Origin of the sequence: Sphingopyxis sp. OAS728, from assembly GCF_014873485.1 — a bacterium.
Taxonomy (GTDB): domain Bacteria; phylum Pseudomonadota; class Alphaproteobacteria; order Sphingomonadales; family Sphingomonadaceae; genus Sphingopyxis.
The window spans coordinates 697,847-713,359 of sequence record NZ_JADBDT010000001.1 but is presented as its reverse complement, the minus strand read 5'-3'; the positions used below and the strand labels follow the sequence as shown (position 1 = coordinate 713,359).

Genomic DNA, 15,513 nt, shown 5'->3' with positions numbered 1-15,513 from the left:
CCGGATGATGTGTGGGAACTAAAAAATGGTGAGCCCTGCTGGGTTCGAACCAGCGACCTACTGATTAAAAGTCAGTTGCTCTACCGACTGAGCTAAGGGCCCAACGCGGTGGCGGCAAAGCGGCCTCGCGAAGTGAGCCGCCGCCCTAGTGCGCCGATGCGTCCCGGTCAACCGGCTTTGGACGTGCAAGACGCGCGGCGAGTTGGCGGACGCTGCGGCCGTGCAGCGGGTGCTGCCATTCGGGGACGATCGCGCGCAGCGGGCCGAGGACGAACGCACGCTGTTCGATCGCGGGGTGCGGGATCGTGAGCGCAGCGTCGGACCAGGCGCCGCCCGACCAGAGCAATATATCGAGATCGAGCGTCCGCGCGCTCCAGCGCTGGCCGGTTCGGCGGCCGAAGCTTGCCTCGATTTCTTGCAGTCGCTCGAGCATTTCGGGCGGACTCAGCGGCGAGGCGACCAGTGCGACGGCATTGGCATAGCGGCGGCGCGACGGACCGATCGGCTCGCTCGCGATGATCGGGCTGGCATCTACCGCCTCGATATCGTCGCTCTCCAGCGCCGCGAGTGCGGCGAGTAGTACCGCGCGCGGGTTGCCGAAGCGCACATGGCGCCGGTTCGATCCGAGGCCGATGGCATAGAGGGGAAGCGGCATTGCGTTGCTCATACCCTCGCGCCTATCGCAGATATGTGGGAATTGACAGCCCATTGCCCGGAACCGAGGCGCCGCGCGATTGCCCGCGATTGCCCGCGATTGCCCGCGATTGCCCGCGATTGCCCGCGATTGCCCGCGATTGCCCGCGATTGCCCGCGATTGCCCGCGCTGCCCGCGGCTGGTCGCGCTTCGGCGCGAATGTCAGGCCGAGCATCCCGATTGGTGGAATGCGCCCGTCTATGCCTTTGGTGACCCCAACGCGTGGCTGGCTTTCGCAGGGCTGGCACCGGGCAAGCATGGCGCCAACCGCACGGGGCGGCCCTTCACGGGCGACTATGCCGGCGACTTGTTGTTCGCGACGCTGGCGGAGTTCGAGTTGAGCCGGGGCCGCTATGACGCGCGCATCGACGACGGGCTGGCGCTCGATGGCGCGATTATCGTCAACAGCGTCAAATGCTTGCCGCCGCAAAACAAGCCCACGCCCGCCGAAATTGCGAACTGCCGCCCGTTCTTCGAGACGCAACTGGCAGCCTTGCCGAACGTTCGCGTGATCATCGCGCTCGGCCGGATCGCGCATGATGCGACGCTAAGGGCGGCGGGCATGCGCCTCGCGGCCTATCCCTTTGCTCATGGCGCAGTCCACGCGCTGCCGGACGGACGGCATCTGATCGATAGCTATCACTGCTCACGCTACAACACGAACACCGGGCGGCTGACGCCCGAAATGTTCGTCGATGTCTTCCGCACAGCGATCGCGCTCAAGGATCAGACGAGCGGGCCGAATTCCTCAACCAGCCCGCGATAAAGCGCGCGCTTGAACGGCACGATCAATTTTTCGATCTTGTTCAGCTCGGCCCATTTCCAGGCGCGGAATTCCTGATGTTTGGTGTGAATATTGACGTCGCTGTCCTCACCCATGAAGCGCATCAGGAACCAGTGCTGACGCTGGCCACGATATTTGCCGCCCCACATCTTGCCGATAAGATGGTCGGGCAGGTCGTAAAAATACTCCTCGCGGCTGCGCGCGATAATTTCGACCAGCCCGCCGTGGACGCCGGTTTCCTCGCCGAGTTCGCGGATCGCCGCTTCCTCGGCATCCTCGCCCTCGTCGATTCCGCCTTGCGGCATCTGCCATGCTTCGCTCGAGGTATCGAGCCGCTGGCCGACGAAGATACGGCCGTCGCGGTTGGCAAGCATGACGCCGGCACAGGGGCGATAGGGAAGGGCGCTAAGATCGATCATGCCGCCCCGGTAGCTTCGGCGACGATCGCTTTCAATACGGTCAATGCCCCACGAATATCCTCTTTCGCGCTCGGGATGCCCTGCGACAGGTTGATGTAACCGTGGATCGTGCCCGTCGCCTCGCGATAGGTGGTCGGAACCCCGGCCTCGATCAGCTTGGCGGCATAGGCGCGGCCCTGATCGCGCAGCGGGTCGAGTCCGGCGGTGATTAGTAGCGTCGGCGGCAGGCCCTCGGCCGGGAAATCGAGCGGCGAAGCGCGATAGTCGGCGGGGTCGGCGGCGTAGTGATTGCCGAACCAGGTCATGCTGCCCGTCGTGAGCAGATGGCCTTCGCCGAAATCGCGGTAGCTCTGCCAGTCGTCATGCGTCGTCACCGCGGGATAGATCGGGTGGATCGCGATGACGGGTTTCGATGCCGGCTTGTCGCGCAGCGCGAGTGCGGTGGCGATCGTCAGATTGCCGCCGGCGCTTTCGCCCGACAAGACCAGGCCGGTGCAGGGGATATTGTCGGCGACCCAGCGCGTGGCCGCCTCGCAATCGATCGGCGCGGCGGGGAAGGGATGCTCGGGCGCAAGGCGATAGTCGATCGCGATCACCGGCATGTCGAGCAGCCGCGATGCTTCGGCGCAATAGGGATCGTGCGTATCGAGGTCGCCGATCACCCAGCCGCCGCCGTGATAGAAGACCATGACCGGCCCGGGTGTGCGATCGGGACGATTGTCATAGATGCGGACCGGAATCTCGCCGGCGGGCCCGGGAATCGTCCGATCCTCGACCTTTGCGATTTCGCCGCGCGGGACGTCGGCAAGCTGGCCCATCACGCGGAACATTTCGCGCGCGCCCTCGGGCGGCATCTCTTCCATCTTCGGGCCTTCCTGCGCGTTCAGGAAGGCAAGGAAAGCCGCCACGTCGGGGCGCGTGAAATGGGTGGTGCCGTCGGTCATCTGCGTCTCTCCCTGATTGCTGTTTTCACCATGCTATTCGGTATCGGCGGGGCAAATTCAATCCCGAAATGAAACTCACCTGCGCTTCCCGCTTCGCAGCGCACAATTTTTTCTCAATTGCGGCTTGGCGCGCACGGGCCTACGCCGTCGTTACAGGTTCGCAAATTGAGGCAGATACAGACAATGGCGACAGCGGTAGTGGACCAGGCCGACAAACGGCAGTCCCCCCTTTCGGATGCGGTGGTAGTACGATTTGCCGGGGACAGTGGCGACGGGATGCAGTTGACCGGCGGTCAATTTACCCTGTCGTCGGCGCTCGCGGGCAATGACTTTGCGACCTTCCCCGACTTTCCCGCCGAAATTCGTGCGCCGCAGGGCACGTTGTTCGGGGTCTCCGCTTTCCAGATCAATTTCGGATCGTCGGCGATCGACACCGCTGGCGACGCGCCCGACGTGCTCGTTGCGATGAACCCTGCGGCGCTCAAGACCAACGTCCCGCAACTGAAGCCCGGCGGACTGATCATCGCTGATGAGGGCGAGTTCAACGACCGCAATCTCGCCAAGGCGAAATATGAGGCGAACCCGCTCGACGACGGCAGTCTCGCGAAGTGGCAGCTGCTCAAGCTCAACATCAGCCAGCTGACGATGGATGCCGTGAAGCCCTTTGGCCTTGGCAACAAGGAAGCTTTGCGCTGCAAGAATATGTGGACGCTGGGGCTCGCGCTCTGGATGTTCGACCGCGACCGTCAGCCGCTAATCGACTGGCTCAACGCGAAGTTCGCGAAGGCGCCCGACCTTGCCGCGGCCAACGTCGCCGCGCTTAACGCCGGCCACGCTTATGGTGAGACCGCCGAACTCGCGGGCCCGCTCAAACAGCATCATGTCGACCCCGCGCCGGTGGCGCCCGGCCTCTACCGCACGCTGACCGGCGCCGAAGGCATCGCGCTTGGCCTCGTCGCGGGCGCGCAGCTTGCCAAGCTGCCGATGTTCTTCGGCGGCTATCCGATCACTCCGGCTTCGGCGATCCTGCACCATCTGTCGCGGCTCAAGGAATATGACGTCACGACCTTTCAGGCCGAGGACGAAATCGCCGCGATCTGCTCGGCGATCGGTGCCAGCTATGGTGGTTCGCTCGGCGTCACCAGCTCGTCGGGTCCCGGCATCGCGCTGAAGGGCGAGGCGATGGGCCTCGCGATCATGACCGAACTCCCGCTCGTCATCGTCAATTCGCAGCGCGGCGGCCCTTCGACCGGCCTGCCGACGAAGACCGAGCAGTCGGACCTTTATCAGGCGGTCTATGGCCGCAACGGCGACGCGCCGATGCCCGTTATCGCCGCGCGCTCACCCGGCGACGCGTTCGAATGCGCGGTCGAGGCGGTGCGCATCGCGGTGCAATATATGACCCCGGTGATGCTGCTCACCGACGGTTATATCGCGAACGCCGCCGAGCCGTGGGCGGTCCCCGACCTCAACACTTACGAGGCATTCCCGGTCGAATTCTTGACCGAAGTGCCCGAAGGCGGGTTCAAACCCTATGGCCGCGACGAAAAGCTGAAGCGCCCGTGGGTCAAGCCCGGGACGCCTGGCCTGCTCCACCGCATCGGCGGGATCGAGAAGGAGCTCGATACCGGCCACATCAACTATGCCGCCGATAACCATCAGGCGATGACCGATATCCGCAAGGACAAGATCGACGGCATCAGCGTCCCCGACCAGATCGTTGAACTCGGTGCCGAGGGCGGCAAGCTTGCGGTCGTCGGCTGGGGATCGACTTTCGGCCCGATCCATCAGGCGGTGCGCCGCAAGCGCGCCGAGGGCAAAGACGTCAGTCATGTCCATATCCGCCACATCTGGCCGCTGCCCGCCAATCTGGGCAAGCTGCTCAAGAGCTTTGACAGGGTGATCGTGCCCGAAATGAACACCGGGCAGCTCAAGACCGTGCTGCGCGATCAGTATCTGGTCGACGCCAAGGCGGTGAACAAGGTGTCGGGGCAGCCCTTCACTATCGCCGAAATCGAAGCGGCCATCGAAGGAGCGCTCGCATGAACGAGATAACGACCATCGCGCGCGCTACGACGCTCAAGGATTGGGAAACCGATCAGGAAGTCCGCTGGTGCCCGGGCTGCGGCGATTATGCGATCCTGAAAGCGGTGCAGCGCACGATGCCGGAAATCGGCACCGCGCCCGAGAATACCGTGTTCATCAGCGGCATCGGCTGCTCGTCGCGCTTCCCCTATTATATGGAAACCTACGGCTTCCACACGATCCACGGCCGCGCCCCGGCGTTTGCGACGGGGCTGAAGCTTGCCAATCCGAACCTCGATATCTGGATCGTCACCGGCGATGGCGACGGGCTGTCGATCGGCGGCAATCACACGATGCACCTGATCCGTCGCAATCTCGATTGCCAGATCATGCTGTTCAACAACGAGATTTATGGCCTGACCAAGGGGCAATATTCGCCGACCAGCCGTGTCGGGACGACCAGCCCCTCGACGCCTTATGGATCGGTCGACCGCCCGGCGCAGCCCGCGGCCTTCGCGCTTGGCGCAGGGGCCCGTTTCGTCGCGCGAGGCTTCGACGTGTCGAAGGAATTGCCGAACGTTCTGAAAGCGGCGCATGCCCACAAGGGTGCGGCTTTTATCGAGATTTTCCAGAACTGTATCGTCTATAATAAAGACGTGTTCGAGGATTTCGCCGCGCCGAAGGGTGCCGAAGACCGCCAGCTCTGGTTGAAGCAGGGCGAGCCGATGATCTATGCCAAGGGCACCAAGGGCATCGCGCTCGACGTCGACGCGCTGCACCTCAAGACCGTCGATGTCGTCGACGGCGATTGGCAGGCGGCGGGCGTGATCGTCCATGACGTGACCAACCGCAGCGTTGCACATATGCTCGTCGAAATGCGTTTCGGCGAGTTTCCGATGGCGCTCGGCGTGCTTTACGACGACCCGCGTCCGACTTTCGAGGCCGATGTCGTCCGCCAGAACAAGGCGGCGGCCGAGGGCAAGAAGGCGGACCTGCAGAGCCTGCTCAAGAAGGGGCAGACCTGGACGGTGACCGAGGGCGGACCCGAACTCTGATCTTCGCTCGTCATGGATAATCTGACGCACAGCCTTGTCGGCGCGGTTCTTGGCCAGATCGGGCTCAAGAAAAAGACCGGGCTTGCGATGCCGACGCTGATTATCGCGGCGAACTTGCCCGATATCGATGCCGCTTGCGCAGTCTATGGCATCGAATCGCTGTCGATGCGGCGAGGAATTACCCACGGGCCGATTGCATTGTTGGTGCTGCCGATTGTCCTGTGGGCGCTGATGCTGGCTTTCGATCGCTGGCAGCAAGGGCGGGGTACGCGGCCCACCGCTCGATTGACGGTTCACAAGGGCTGGCTGCTCGCGCTTGCTTATATCGGCTGTTTCAGCCACCCGGCGCTCGATTGGCTCAACAATTACGGCATCCGCCTGCTCGAACCGTTCAGTCATCGCTGGTTCTATGGCGACAGCGTCTTCATCATCGACCTGTGGATATGGATCGCGCTTGCCGTCTCGGTGTGGCTGTCGCTGCGCAGCGAGCGGCGCGGCGCGGTGAACTGGCGGCGCCCGGCATGGATCGGCTTCACGGCCGTGTGCGCCTATATTTTCGTCAATGGCCTCATCACCGGCGCAGCCGAGCGCATGGCCTCAAGCGCGCTCGCTGCGAGCGGGCATAAGGACGCGCTCGTTGTCGCGAGCCCGCCGCCGCTCGCCTTCTGGAAGCGCGATATCTTCTGGCGGACGGTCGACCGCTACGGCACCGCGAGCTTCGTTCCGGGCGTCGGCGGGAATGTCGATCTGACCGGTGCACCCACGGGCATGGACGATCCGCGGATTGCGACATGGGCCAAGGCCGATCCTGCGGCGCGTGCCTTTCTCTTCTGGTCTCGGATGCCTGTGGCGCAAAAGGATGGCGATGCCATTTTGCTGCGAGACCAGCGCTTTATGCACCCGCTCGCGCAGGACCGTTTCCAGGTTCGCCTGACCGCGCCCGACACCGCCAGCCATCCTGAATGAGGGTATTCGCGTGACGTCATGGCGCCGCGCTTCAACCGATTGTCAGCGGCTCCTGTTTGAGGCAGGAAGGGGCTAATGAACACGCATGTCAGCCCGCGCCGCGGTAAGGAACTGCTTCGCGCCGATCGTGCCTATCGCGCCGGCGGCGTATTGGCGCGGCTGATCGCGCTAGCGCCAGCTGGCCTATTTCATAGCATGCTCGACCGGATCGACGCGGGCCTTATGTCGGGCACGATCGAGGCGCATTTGCCCGATGGCAGCGTCCGGTTGCTGGGCGGGCGTGGCAAGGGGCCGGTGGCGGTTGTCAAACTCCACAGCTGGGCGGCGCTGGCGCGACTGGCTTTGTCGGGCTCGGTCGGTTGGTATCGCGCGTGGGAAGCCGGTGAATGGTCGTCGCCCGATCCGGTGCCGCTGTTCGATCTGTTCATGCGCAACGGCGAGGCGCTCGGCAATGTCGGCCGCGCGCATGGCCCGTCGCGCTGGCTGAACAAGCTGATCCATGCGTTCCACCGCAACGATCGTCGCGGGGCCCGGCGAAATATTCTCGCCCACTATGATTTAGGAAATGATTTCTATCGCTTGTGGCTCGACCCTAGTCTGAATTATTCGAGCGCGCTGTTCACCGATCCGGCTCAGTCGCTCGAAGAGGCGCAGACGGCAAAGGTCGATGCGATCCTTGATCGGCTCGACCTTCGTTCGGGAAGCCGGCTGCTCGAGATTGGCTGCGGCTGGGGTGCGCTGGCCGAGCGCGCGGTCGAACGGCACGATGTCCTCTACACCGGCATCACCTTGTCGCCAGCGCAGGCAGAAATCGCCGACGCGCGGCTCGCGGCGGTCGATCTGTCGGATCGCTCGCGGATCGAAATCTGCGATTATCGCGACGCGCAGGGCCCCTATGATGCGATCGCGAGCGTCGAAATGGTCGAAGCGGTCGGGCAGGAATATTGGCCCGCCTATCTCGACGCGATCGCGCGGTTGCTTCGCCCCGGCGGCAAGGCGGCGATCCAGTATATTCTGATCAACGATGCGCTGTTCGAACGCTATGCGGCGAGCAGCGACTTCATCCAGGCCTATATCTTCCCGGGCGGCTGCCTGATCTCGGAAAGCCGTTTTCGCGCGCTTGCCGAGGAACGCGGACTCGCGTGGCGCGATGTGCACCGGTTTGGCGGCGATTATGCCGAGACGCTGCGCCAGTGGCGCGAACGCTTCGACGAGGCGGTCGCAGCCGATCAGCTGCCGTCAGGCTTCGACGCGCGCTTTGTACGGCTTTGGCGTTATTATCTGCAATATTGCGAGGGCGGCTTTCGCGGCGGCGGTATCGACGTCGCGCAGGTCACGCTCGAAAAGACAGCCTGAAAACAGGGGAGAGAGAAGCATGCGAAGATTTTTGGCGGCGGTGCTGCTGTGCACCGCGGCGGCGGGGTGCAGCGCGCCCGCACCGACCGAGACGACCGATAAACTGCCAAAGGATCTGAATGTGCTGTTCTGGACCCAGGATCAACGCGACGCTGCCTTCCGCACGATGGAGACGGTTCCCAAGGTGGTGGTCAACAAAGTCGCGGCGGGCGGGCCGGTCTATCCGTTGCCGCAGGGCGCGCCGATTGACCTTGGCTCCGATGTCGATGCCTATATGGCGAAACAGCGCAATGCGGGCCTGATTATCGTGCAGGATGGTAAGGTCCGGCTTGAAAAATATGCCCTCGGCTATGGCGCTTCAGGCCGCTGGACCAGTTTCTCGGTCGCCAAAAGCTTCACCTCGACCCTCGTCGGGGCAGCAGTGAAGGACGGCTATATCAAGAGCCTCGACGACAAGGTCACCGTCTATATCCCGGGTCTCAAAGGCTCGGCTTATGACGATGTCTCGGTAAAGCAACTGCTCACCATGACGTCGGGTGTCAAATGGAACGAGGATTATACCGATCCCAAATCCGACGTTGCGCTGTTCAACCTGCAAAAGCCGGTCGCGGGCGAGGACATAACGGTCAGCTATATGAAGACCTTGCCGCGCGAAGCGCCCGCAGGGTCGAAGTGGGTATACAAGACCGGCGAGACCAATCTGATCGGCGTGCTCGTGTCGAGCGCGACGGGCAAGACGCTGTCGGCCTATCTGTCGGAGAAGGTCTGGAAGCCTTTCGGCATGGAGCAGGACGCGGTGTGGATGCTCGGCGCGACTGGCCACGAGATCAGCGGCTGCTGCATGTCGGCGAGCCTCAAGGATTATGCGCGCTTCGGCCAGTTCATCCTGAATGGCGGGGTTGCGGGCGGCAAGAAGGTGCTGCCCGACGACTGGCTGCCCGCCGCGACCACCAAGCAGGCTGGCATCGAGCAGCCGGGGCGCGGCTATGGCTATCAATGGTGGACCAACGACGACGGCAGCTTCGCCGCACAGGGCATCTTCGGACAAGGCATCTTCATCGATCCCAAGCGCAAGCTGGTGATCGCGTCGAACGGCAACTGGCCGACGGCAACCGATCCCGAGGGCGTCGGCGCTGCTCGCGAAGCCTTTTACAAGAGCGTGCAGGCCGCAGTAGACAAGGAAGCGGGGCGCTAAGCCCCGTTTCCGGTCATTCGGTGACGGTCGCGGTGGCGCGCTGGGCCAGCCACACCGCGACGAGCGGGACGGCGACGCCCAGCGCCATGATCCACCAGGCATCGGCCAGCGTGACGGCGCGGTAAAGCGCCGCGCCGATCACCGCACCCGCGACGATCCAGCCCGCGCCGGTGCCCGCTGAAATGCGCATCGCGAACCAGCTGCCGCCAAAGGTGCCGATGAACCAGCCGACGATCAGCGCGATCGTCGATCCGATCGGGATTAGGACTTCACCGCTGTTCGGGTCGTAGACGTCGGGTGAAATCTCGCTGCCGGCATATTGCGCGAGCCAAATCAGCCCGAACGCGACGACGATGCCGATCACCGCGGCAATCGCCGTCCGCAAAATATCCTTGGTCATTCCCGCGCCCTCGCAAACCCTCTTATGCGGTTCTCTTAGCGCAGGAAAACGAAGATGGCGTTAAGCTTTTTCCATGACCTTCGGCAGCGCATGGAAGGCGGTGCTGTCGAAGCCCTCGACCATCAGATTGGCGACAAATTCGCCGACCGCTGCGGGATCCTTGATGCTCTGCGGATCCTCGCCGGGATAGGCGCGCGCGCGCATCTGCGTCCGCGTGCCGCCGGGGTCGAGGATCGCGGTACGCACGGTCGAAATATTGCGCATTTCGGCGCCATAGCTGGTGACGAGCGTTTCGAACGCTGACTTTGACGCCGCGTAGGCGCCCCAATAGGCACGCGGTTCGCGTGCGACGCTGCTCGACAACGCGATCAGGCGGCCGTTCGCAGCCCGGCGCAGAAGCGGGTCGAAATTGGCGATCAGCGCCTGCTGTGCGATCAGGTTCAGCGTCAGCAGCTTGTTGAATTCCTTGCCGTCGATGGCGGCGACGGGGGTCAGTGTGCCGAGCATCGCCGCGTTGAGCACGAGCATGTCGAGCTGCTGCCAGCGTTCGGCGATCGCGCTTGCGAGGCGAGCGATGCTGTCGCCGTCGGTCAGGTCGAGCGGTGCGATCGTCGCGCTGCCCCCCGCTTCGTGAATGCGGTCTTCGAGTTCCTCGAGCCCGCCCGCAGTGCGCGCGGTGATCACGACATGCGCGCCGCGTGCGGCGAGCGATTCGGCGATCGCTTCGCCGATACCGCGGCTTGCCCCGGTGACAAGCGCAACCTGACCCGTCAATTCCTTAGACGTTGTATTCATTGTGTCAGACAACCCGTTCGGCAAGCAGCGAAAATTGATCTTCCAGCCCGTGCTCGTCGAAATCGGTGAGCGTCGTCGGATAGTCGCCGGTGAAGCAGGCGTCGCAATATTTCGGGGCATCGTCGCTGCGCTTCGCTTCGCCCAGCGCGCGGTACAGGCCGTCGATCGAGATGAACGACAGGCTGTCTGCGTTGATGAAATTCGCCATCTGGCCGACGCTCATTTGCGCCGCGAGCAATTTGGCGCGTTCGGGCGTGTCGACACCATAGAAGCAGCTGTGCTGCGTCGGCGGGCTCGCGATGCGCATATGCACCTCGGTCGCGCCGGCGTCGCGCATCATCTGCACGATCTTGAGGCTGGTCGTGCCGCGGACGATCGAATCGTCGATCAGCACGATGCGCTTGCCGGCGATCAGCGCGCGATTGGCATTATGCTTCAGCTTGACGCCCAGATGGCGGACCTTGTCGCCCGGCTGGATGAAGGTGCGCCCGACATAGTGCGAACGGATGATGCCGAGTTCGAACGGAATGCCCGATTCCTGCGCATAGCCGATCGCCGCCGGCGTACCCGAATCGGGGACGGGGATGACGAGGTCGGCTTCTACCGGGTTCTCGCGCGCGAGTTCGGCGCCGATCGCCTTGCGCACCGAATAGACGCTCGTCCCGTCGACGATCGAATCGGGGCGCGAGAAATAGACATATTCGAAGATGCACGGCCGCGCCGGATGGTCGGCGAAGGGGCGATGCGAGGTCAGCTGGCCATCGCGGATGATGACGAGCTCGCCGGGCTCGACCGAACGCACAAATTCGGCGCCCACGACGTCGAGTGCGACGGTTTCCGACGCGAGGATATGCGCGTCGCCAAGCTTGCCGATCACGAGCGGGCGGATGCCGAGCGGGTCGCGGCAACCGATCATGCCCTCGGCGGTCAGGCAGATCAGCGAATAGGCGCCCTCGACCTGTTTCAGCGCGTCGATGAACCGGTCGAGCAGCGAGCGATAATTCGACGTCGCGACGAGGTGGATGATCACCTCGGTATCGCTGGTCGACTGGAAGATCGAACCGCGGCGGACGAGCACCTTGCGAAGTGCGGCGGCGTTAGAAATGTTGCCATTGTGAGCCACGGCAAATCCGCCCGTGGCAAGATCCGCGAACAGGGGCTGGACATTGCGTAGCGCGGTTTCGCCCGTCGTCGAATAACGGACATGGCCGACCGACGATCCGCCTTGGAGCTGGCGCATGATGTCGTCGCGGTCGAAATTGCCCGCGACATGGCCCATCGCGCGGTGGGTGTGGAACTCCTTGCCGTCGAAGGCAGTGATGCCTGCGGCTTCCTGTCCACGGTGCTGCAGGGCGTGAAGCCCCAGCGCGACAACCGCGGCGGCGCTATCGGCGCCATGAATACCAAATACGCCGCACTCCTCGCGGAGCTTGTCGTCGTCGAAAGGATGGGTCGTCAGCATGTCATTCCAGGGGCAGGGGCAGTGACTGCGGCGCATATAGGGACGGCAATCGCAAATGTCGCCCCCCTAATCACGCATTTGTCATATGCGTCGCGACGGACAGGGTGACAGCGGCTCATATCCTGCTCTAAAGCCCGGTTTATGGATGACCAGCGCGACACGACCGACCGATTTTTCCCGCGTTTCGACGCAGCCGGACTGGTGACGGCTATAGTCATCGATGCCGACACGCATATCCTGCTGATGGTCGCGCACATGAACGAAGAGGCGATCGAGCAGACTCGCGCGACGGGGCAGGCGCATTTCTGGTCGCGGTCGCGGCAGGCCTTGTGGCGGAAGGGCGAGACGTCGGGCAACGGGCTGACGCTTGTCGAGATGCGCGTCGATTGCGATCAGGACGCGCTGTTGCTTCGTGTCCGGCCCGCGGGCCCGGCCTGCCACACGGGGCGGCGTTCTTGCTTCTATCGCCGCGTCGAAGCCGACGGCAGCCTGACATTCTTGGCGGACGATGCGCAGGGCTAGCGTCCTTTTGGCGTTCGCATCGCTGCTCCTCGCGGCGTGCGACCGGCCTGCGCCGGCAAAAAACGGGGAAGGCATCGACGCCAATAATCCGCTTGAGGTCGCCGCCCGCCAGCGCGGTGTCGTTCGTCCCGAGGCGGAAAGCCCGGTCGGCGTATTCGAGCGCAAGCATGATCTGGGCCGCGACGCGATGTGCGTCGTTTCCGATGGGGCCGGGAAATGGCGCTTTGCCGTCACGGCGGCTTTCGGCGCGACCGTATCTTGCACCGCCTCCGGAACGATGGTTCGCGAAGGCGACGGCTGGCGGATGCGCTTTGCCGGTGTCGACGGCTGTGAGGCGCTCGTCCATGAGGAAGAGGACGAACTGAGACTGCCTGGAAGTCTGCCACCGCAATGCGCGCGCCTTTGCCCCAATCACGCCTCGCTCTTGGGTTTGCGCCTGCCGCGCGCAAGCTGGTCGGCCGACGACGCAGGGGACTTGCGGATCACCGATCGGCACGGCAATATACAGCGTCCTTGCGGGGGCTGAGCTGCCCCGAAATGACCCGCTCTGCCGGTCTTGACGTTCACGTCAACGGAAACTAGTTTCATCGGCATGACCGAACCATATGGCCACGCCCATATCGATACGCCCGATCATCTGGGGCGCGAACAATTCAGCATCACCGACTTGTCGACCGAGTTCGGGGTCACCGCCCGTGCGCTGCGTTTCTATGAGGATGAAGGGCTGATCAGTCCGTCGCGCAAGGGATTGTCGCGCATCTATTCGAAACGCGACCGCGCGCGGCTCGCCTGGATATTGCGCGCCAAGCGCACGGGGTTCAGCCTCGCCGACATTCGCGAGATGATCGACCTTTACGACGTCGGCGATGGCCGCAAGACGCAGCGTCAGGTGACGATCGAGAAATGCGAACAACGCATCGGTCTGTTGCAGCGTCAGCGCGACGATATCGACAGCGCTGTCGAGGAATTGTCGCGCTTCATCGATATGGTGAAGAAAGTCGACGCCGGCCAAAAGGTCGACTGAAGCCTCTCCCCAGGCAAGTTTGACATCGCTACTGCTTTTCAGAAGGATACCCCATGCCCGTCTATCGCGCCCCCGTGCAGGACACGCTCTTCCTCCTCAACGATGTGCTCGGGATCGAGCGTTATTCGAACCTGCCCGGTTTTGCGAATGCAACCCCCGACATGATCGAGGCGGTGCTGACCGAAGCGGGCAAATTCTGCGAGGAAGTGCTGTTCCCGATCAACCAGTCGGGCGACCTCGAAGGTTGTACGCGCCATGACGACGGATCGGTGACGACGCCGAAGGGGTTCAAGGAGGCGTATAAGGCCTATTCGGAAGCGGGCTGGGGCCTGCTGACCGCGCCGGAAGAATTCGGCGGGCAAGGCTTGCCGCACGTCCTCGGCTTCCCGGTCGAGGAATATCGCAACGCCGCCAACCAGGCGTTCGCCATGTATCCCGGGCTCACGCAGGGCGCGACCGCCGCGATCCTCGTCAAGGGATCGGAAGAGCAGAAGGCAACCTATGTTCCCCGCATGATTTCGGGCGAATGGGGCGGCACGATGAACCTGACCGAGCCGCACGCCGGCACCGACCTCGGCATGATCCGCACCCGCGCCGTGCCGAACGGCGATGGCAGCCATGCCATCACCGGGACCAAGATCTTCATCTCGTCGGGCGAGCATGACCTCACCGACAACATCATCCACCTTGTCCTCGCGAAAACCCCCGATGCGCCCGACAGCGTCAAGGGCATCTCGCTGTTCATCGTGCCCAAGTTCATCGTCAATGAAGACGGTTCGCTCGGCGATCGCAACACGCTGTCGTGCGGGTCGATCGAGCACAAGATGGGCATCCACGCAAACTCGACCTGCGTCATGAACTATGACGGCGCAAAGGGCTGGATGGTCGGCGAGGAGAATAAGGGCCTTGCCGCGATGTTCGTGATGATGAACGCCGCGCGCCTCGGCGTCGGTATCCAGGGGCTCGGCCAGGCCGACGTCGCCTATCAGAACGCGGTTCAATATGCGCATGACCGTCGTCAGGGCCGCGCGCTCACCGGGCCGCAGGACCCGCAGGAAAAGGCCGATCCGCTGTTCGTTCACCCCGACGTGCGCCGCATGCTGATGGACGGCAAGGCGACGGTCGAGGGGCTCCGCGCGCTCTGCACCTGGGGTGCGCTGCAGGTCGATCTCGCGCATGTCGCCGAGACCGAGGAAGAACGCCAGCGCGCCGACGACCTCGTCAGCCTGCTCACGCCCGTCATCAAGGGCTTCGGCACCGACAAGGGCTATGAGGTCGCGACCAACGCGCAGCAGGTGTTCGGCGGCCACGGCTACATCGAAGAGCAGGGCATGTCGCAATATGTCCGCGATGCCCGCATCACGATGATCTACGAAGGCGCGAACGGCGTGCAGGCGATGGACCTTGTCGGCCGTAAGCTCGCGCAGAATGGCGGTCGCGCGATCCAGGCCTTCTTTGCCGTCGTCGACGAGGAATGCGCGCGCGCCAAGAGCAACGAAGCGCTCGCCGATTTCGCGACGCGGCTCGAAAAGGCGAATGGCGAGCTCAAGGCCGCGACGATGTGGTTCATGCAGAATGGCATGGCGAACCCGAACAATGTCGGCGCCGGCGCGCATCATTATATGCACATCATGGGCATCGTCGCATTGGGTTCGATGTGGCTGATGATGGCCGAGGCGGCGCAGAAGGCGCTTGCCGAAGGTCGCGGAAACAAGGCTTTCCTCGAAGCCAAGCTTGTCACCGCGCGCTATTTCGGCGAACGCTTCCTGCCCGACGCAGGCTCGCTCCGCCGCAAGATCGAAGCGGGCAGCGAGGCAATGATGGCGCTCACGCCCGAGCAGTTCGTCGCAGCCTGATCGATAGCGCTTGCAA

The 15,513-nt window shown here is 63.5% G+C and carries 16 protein-coding genes and 1 tRNA gene; 10 read left to right on the top strand and 7 right to left on the bottom strand.

All coding sequences use genetic code 11. From position 1 onward, the window contains the following. Positions 1–26: 26 nt before the first annotated feature. Both GGC65_RS03450 and folK read right to left on the bottom strand, forming a co-directional pair. A tRNA-Lys gene (locus tag GGC65_RS03450) sits at positions 27–102 on the bottom strand. A gap of 43 nt (positions 103–145) precedes the next feature. Then, positions 146–667, bottom strand: a complete 522-nt coding sequence (gene folK, locus GGC65_RS03445; protein ID WP_192645886.1) for a 2-amino-4-hydroxy-6-hydroxymethyldihydropteridine diphosphokinase — start codon at positions 665–667, stop codon at positions 146–148. Between the two features lie 127 nt (positions 668–794). Between folK and GGC65_RS03440 the strand changes: the two genes are divergently transcribed. Then, positions 795–1,460: a uracil-DNA glycosylase gene (locus GGC65_RS03440; protein ID WP_225940654.1), complete on the top strand. Its 666-nt coding sequence runs from the start codon at positions 795–797 to the stop codon at positions 1,458–1,460. Here GGC65_RS03440 and GGC65_RS03435 read toward each other — a convergent pair. Both GGC65_RS03435 and GGC65_RS03430 read right to left on the bottom strand, forming a co-directional pair. After that, positions 1,421–1,897, bottom strand: a complete 477-nt coding sequence (locus GGC65_RS03435; protein WP_192645884.1) for an RNA pyrophosphohydrolase — start codon at positions 1,895–1,897, stop codon at positions 1,421–1,423. The genes GGC65_RS03440 and GGC65_RS03435 overlap by 40 nt on opposite strands. Beyond that, positions 1,894–2,841 (bottom strand): alpha/beta hydrolase, encoded by a 948-nt coding sequence (locus tag GGC65_RS03430; RefSeq protein WP_192645883.1) that lies wholly within the window; start codon positions 2,839–2,841, stop codon positions 1,894–1,896. The genes GGC65_RS03435 and GGC65_RS03430 overlap by 4 nt, the downstream gene beginning before the upstream one ends. Before the next feature lie 183 nt (positions 2,842–3,024). On the opposite strand from GGC65_RS03430, the gene GGC65_RS03425 reads away from it, so the two are divergent. The 5 genes from GGC65_RS03425 (at position 3,025) to GGC65_RS03405 (ending at position 9,438) form a co-directional block, all read left to right on the top strand. Continuing rightward, the gene (locus tag GGC65_RS03425) at positions 3,025–4,887 is read left to right on the top strand and encodes a 2-oxoacid:acceptor oxidoreductase subunit alpha (protein WP_192645882.1); all 1,863 of its coding nucleotides are present in this window, start codon (positions 3,025–3,027) and stop codon (positions 4,885–4,887) included. Continuing rightward, positions 4,884–5,921 carry a 2-oxoacid:ferredoxin oxidoreductase subunit beta gene (locus GGC65_RS03420; protein ID WP_192645881.1) on the top strand — a complete coding sequence of 346 codons (1,038 nt, stop codon included), beginning with the start codon at positions 4,884–4,886 and terminating at the stop codon, positions 5,919–5,921. Before GGC65_RS03425 ends, GGC65_RS03420 begins: the two co-directional genes overlap by 4 nt. Before the next feature lie 12 nt (positions 5,922–5,933). After that, positions 5,934–6,887: a metal-dependent hydrolase gene (locus GGC65_RS03415; RefSeq protein WP_192645880.1), complete on the top strand. Its 954-nt coding sequence runs from the start codon at positions 5,934–5,936 to the stop codon at positions 6,885–6,887. A gap of 75 nt (positions 6,888–6,962) precedes the next feature. Further along, positions 6,963–8,243, top strand: a complete 1,281-nt coding sequence (locus GGC65_RS03410; RefSeq protein ID WP_192645879.1) for an SAM-dependent methyltransferase — start codon at positions 6,963–6,965, stop codon at positions 8,241–8,243. A 19-nt stretch (positions 8,244–8,262) separates the two neighbouring features. Then, the gene (locus GGC65_RS03405) at positions 8,263–9,438 is read left to right on the top strand and encodes a serine hydrolase domain-containing protein (RefSeq protein WP_192645878.1); all 1,176 of its coding nucleotides are present in this window, start codon (positions 8,263–8,265) and stop codon (positions 9,436–9,438) included. A gap of 13 nt (positions 9,439–9,451) precedes the next feature. Here GGC65_RS03405 and GGC65_RS03400 read toward each other — a convergent pair whose 3' ends face one another. Genes GGC65_RS03400 through purF form a run of 3 tightly spaced genes read right to left on the bottom strand, consistent with a single transcriptional unit; the run spans position 9,452 to position 12,095 of the window. Then, a complete protein-coding gene (locus GGC65_RS03400) occupies positions 9,452–9,838 on the bottom strand; it encodes a hypothetical protein (RefSeq protein ID WP_192645877.1) in 387 nt (128 codons plus the stop codon). A 60-nt stretch (positions 9,839–9,898) separates the two neighbouring features. Beyond that, complete coding sequence (locus GGC65_RS03395; protein WP_192645876.1) at positions 9,899–10,633, bottom strand: SDR family NAD(P)-dependent oxidoreductase; 735 nt, start codon at positions 10,631–10,633, stop codon at positions 9,899–9,901. 4 nt (positions 10,634–10,637) lie between these two features. Then, complete coding sequence (purF, locus tag GGC65_RS03390) at positions 10,638–12,095, bottom strand: amidophosphoribosyltransferase (RefSeq protein ID WP_192645875.1); 1,458 nt, start codon at positions 12,093–12,095, stop codon at positions 10,638–10,640. Between the two features lie 141 nt (positions 12,096–12,236). Here purF and hisI point away from each other — a divergent pair, with 141 nt between their 5' ends. The 4 genes from hisI (at position 12,237) to GGC65_RS03370 (ending at position 15,497) form a co-directional block, all read left to right on the top strand. Continuing rightward, positions 12,237–12,617, top strand: coding sequence for a phosphoribosyl-AMP cyclohydrolase (hisI, locus tag GGC65_RS03385; RefSeq protein WP_192645874.1), 381 nt, complete (start codon positions 12,237–12,239; stop codon positions 12,615–12,617). Between the two features lie 7 nt (positions 12,618–12,624). Continuing rightward, positions 12,625–13,143, top strand: coding sequence for a hypothetical protein (locus GGC65_RS03380; protein WP_225940653.1), 519 nt, complete (start codon positions 12,625–12,627; stop codon positions 13,141–13,143). Positions 13,144–13,209: 66 nt separating this feature from the next. Continuing rightward, positions 13,210–13,641 (top strand): MerR family transcriptional regulator, encoded by a 432-nt coding sequence (locus tag GGC65_RS03375; RefSeq protein WP_192645872.1) that lies wholly within the window; start codon positions 13,210–13,212, stop codon positions 13,639–13,641. A gap of 53 nt (positions 13,642–13,694) precedes the next feature. Beyond that, the gene (locus GGC65_RS03370) at positions 13,695–15,497 is read left to right on the top strand and encodes an acyl-CoA dehydrogenase C-terminal domain-containing protein (protein ID WP_192645871.1); all 1,803 of its coding nucleotides are present in this window, start codon (positions 13,695–13,697) and stop codon (positions 15,495–15,497) included. The last annotated feature ends 16 nt before the right edge of the window (positions 15,498–15,513 follow it).

Excerpts from the sequence above, each read along its gene's own strand:
- folK (WP_192645886.1), bottom strand. The coding sequence starts at position 667 with ATGAGCAACGCAATGCCGCTTCCCCTCTATGCCATCGGCCTCGGATCG.
- GGC65_RS03435 (WP_192645884.1), bottom strand. The coding sequence starts at position 1,897 with ATGATCGATCTTAGCGCCCTTCCCTATCGCCCCTGTGCCGGCGTCATG.
- GGC65_RS03430 (WP_192645883.1), bottom strand. The coding sequence starts at position 2,841 with ATGACCGACGGCACCACCCATTTCACGCGCCCCGACGTGGCGGCTTTC.
- GGC65_RS03425 (WP_192645882.1), top strand. The coding sequence starts at position 3,025 with ATGGCGACAGCGGTAGTGGACCAGGCCGACAAACGGCAGTCCCCCCTT.
- GGC65_RS03420 (WP_192645881.1), top strand. The coding sequence starts at position 4,884 with ATGAACGAGATAACGACCATCGCGCGCGCTACGACGCTCAAGGATTGG.
- GGC65_RS03415 (WP_192645880.1), top strand. The coding sequence starts at position 5,934 with ATGGATAATCTGACGCACAGCCTTGTCGGCGCGGTTCTTGGCCAGATC.
- GGC65_RS03410 (WP_192645879.1), top strand. The coding sequence starts at position 6,963 with ATGAACACGCATGTCAGCCCGCGCCGCGGTAAGGAACTGCTTCGCGCC.
- GGC65_RS03405 (WP_192645878.1), top strand. The coding sequence starts at position 8,263 with ATGCGAAGATTTTTGGCGGCGGTGCTGCTGTGCACCGCGGCGGCGGGG.
- GGC65_RS03400 (WP_192645877.1), bottom strand. The coding sequence starts at position 9,838 with ATGACCAAGGATATTTTGCGGACGGCGATTGCCGCGGTGATCGGCATC.
- GGC65_RS03395 (WP_192645876.1), bottom strand. The coding sequence starts at position 10,633 with ATGAATACAACGTCTAAGGAATTGACGGGTCAGGTTGCGCTTGTCACC.
- purF (WP_192645875.1), bottom strand. The coding sequence starts at position 12,095 with ATGCTGACGACCCATCCTTTCGACGACGACAAGCTCCGCGAGGAGTGC.
- hisI (WP_192645874.1), top strand. The coding sequence starts at position 12,237 with ATGGATGACCAGCGCGACACGACCGACCGATTTTTCCCGCGTTTCGAC.
- GGC65_RS03375 (WP_192645872.1), top strand. The coding sequence starts at position 13,210 with ATGACCGAACCATATGGCCACGCCCATATCGATACGCCCGATCATCTG.
- GGC65_RS03370 (WP_192645871.1), top strand. The coding sequence starts at position 13,695 with ATGCCCGTCTATCGCGCCCCCGTGCAGGACACGCTCTTCCTCCTCAAC.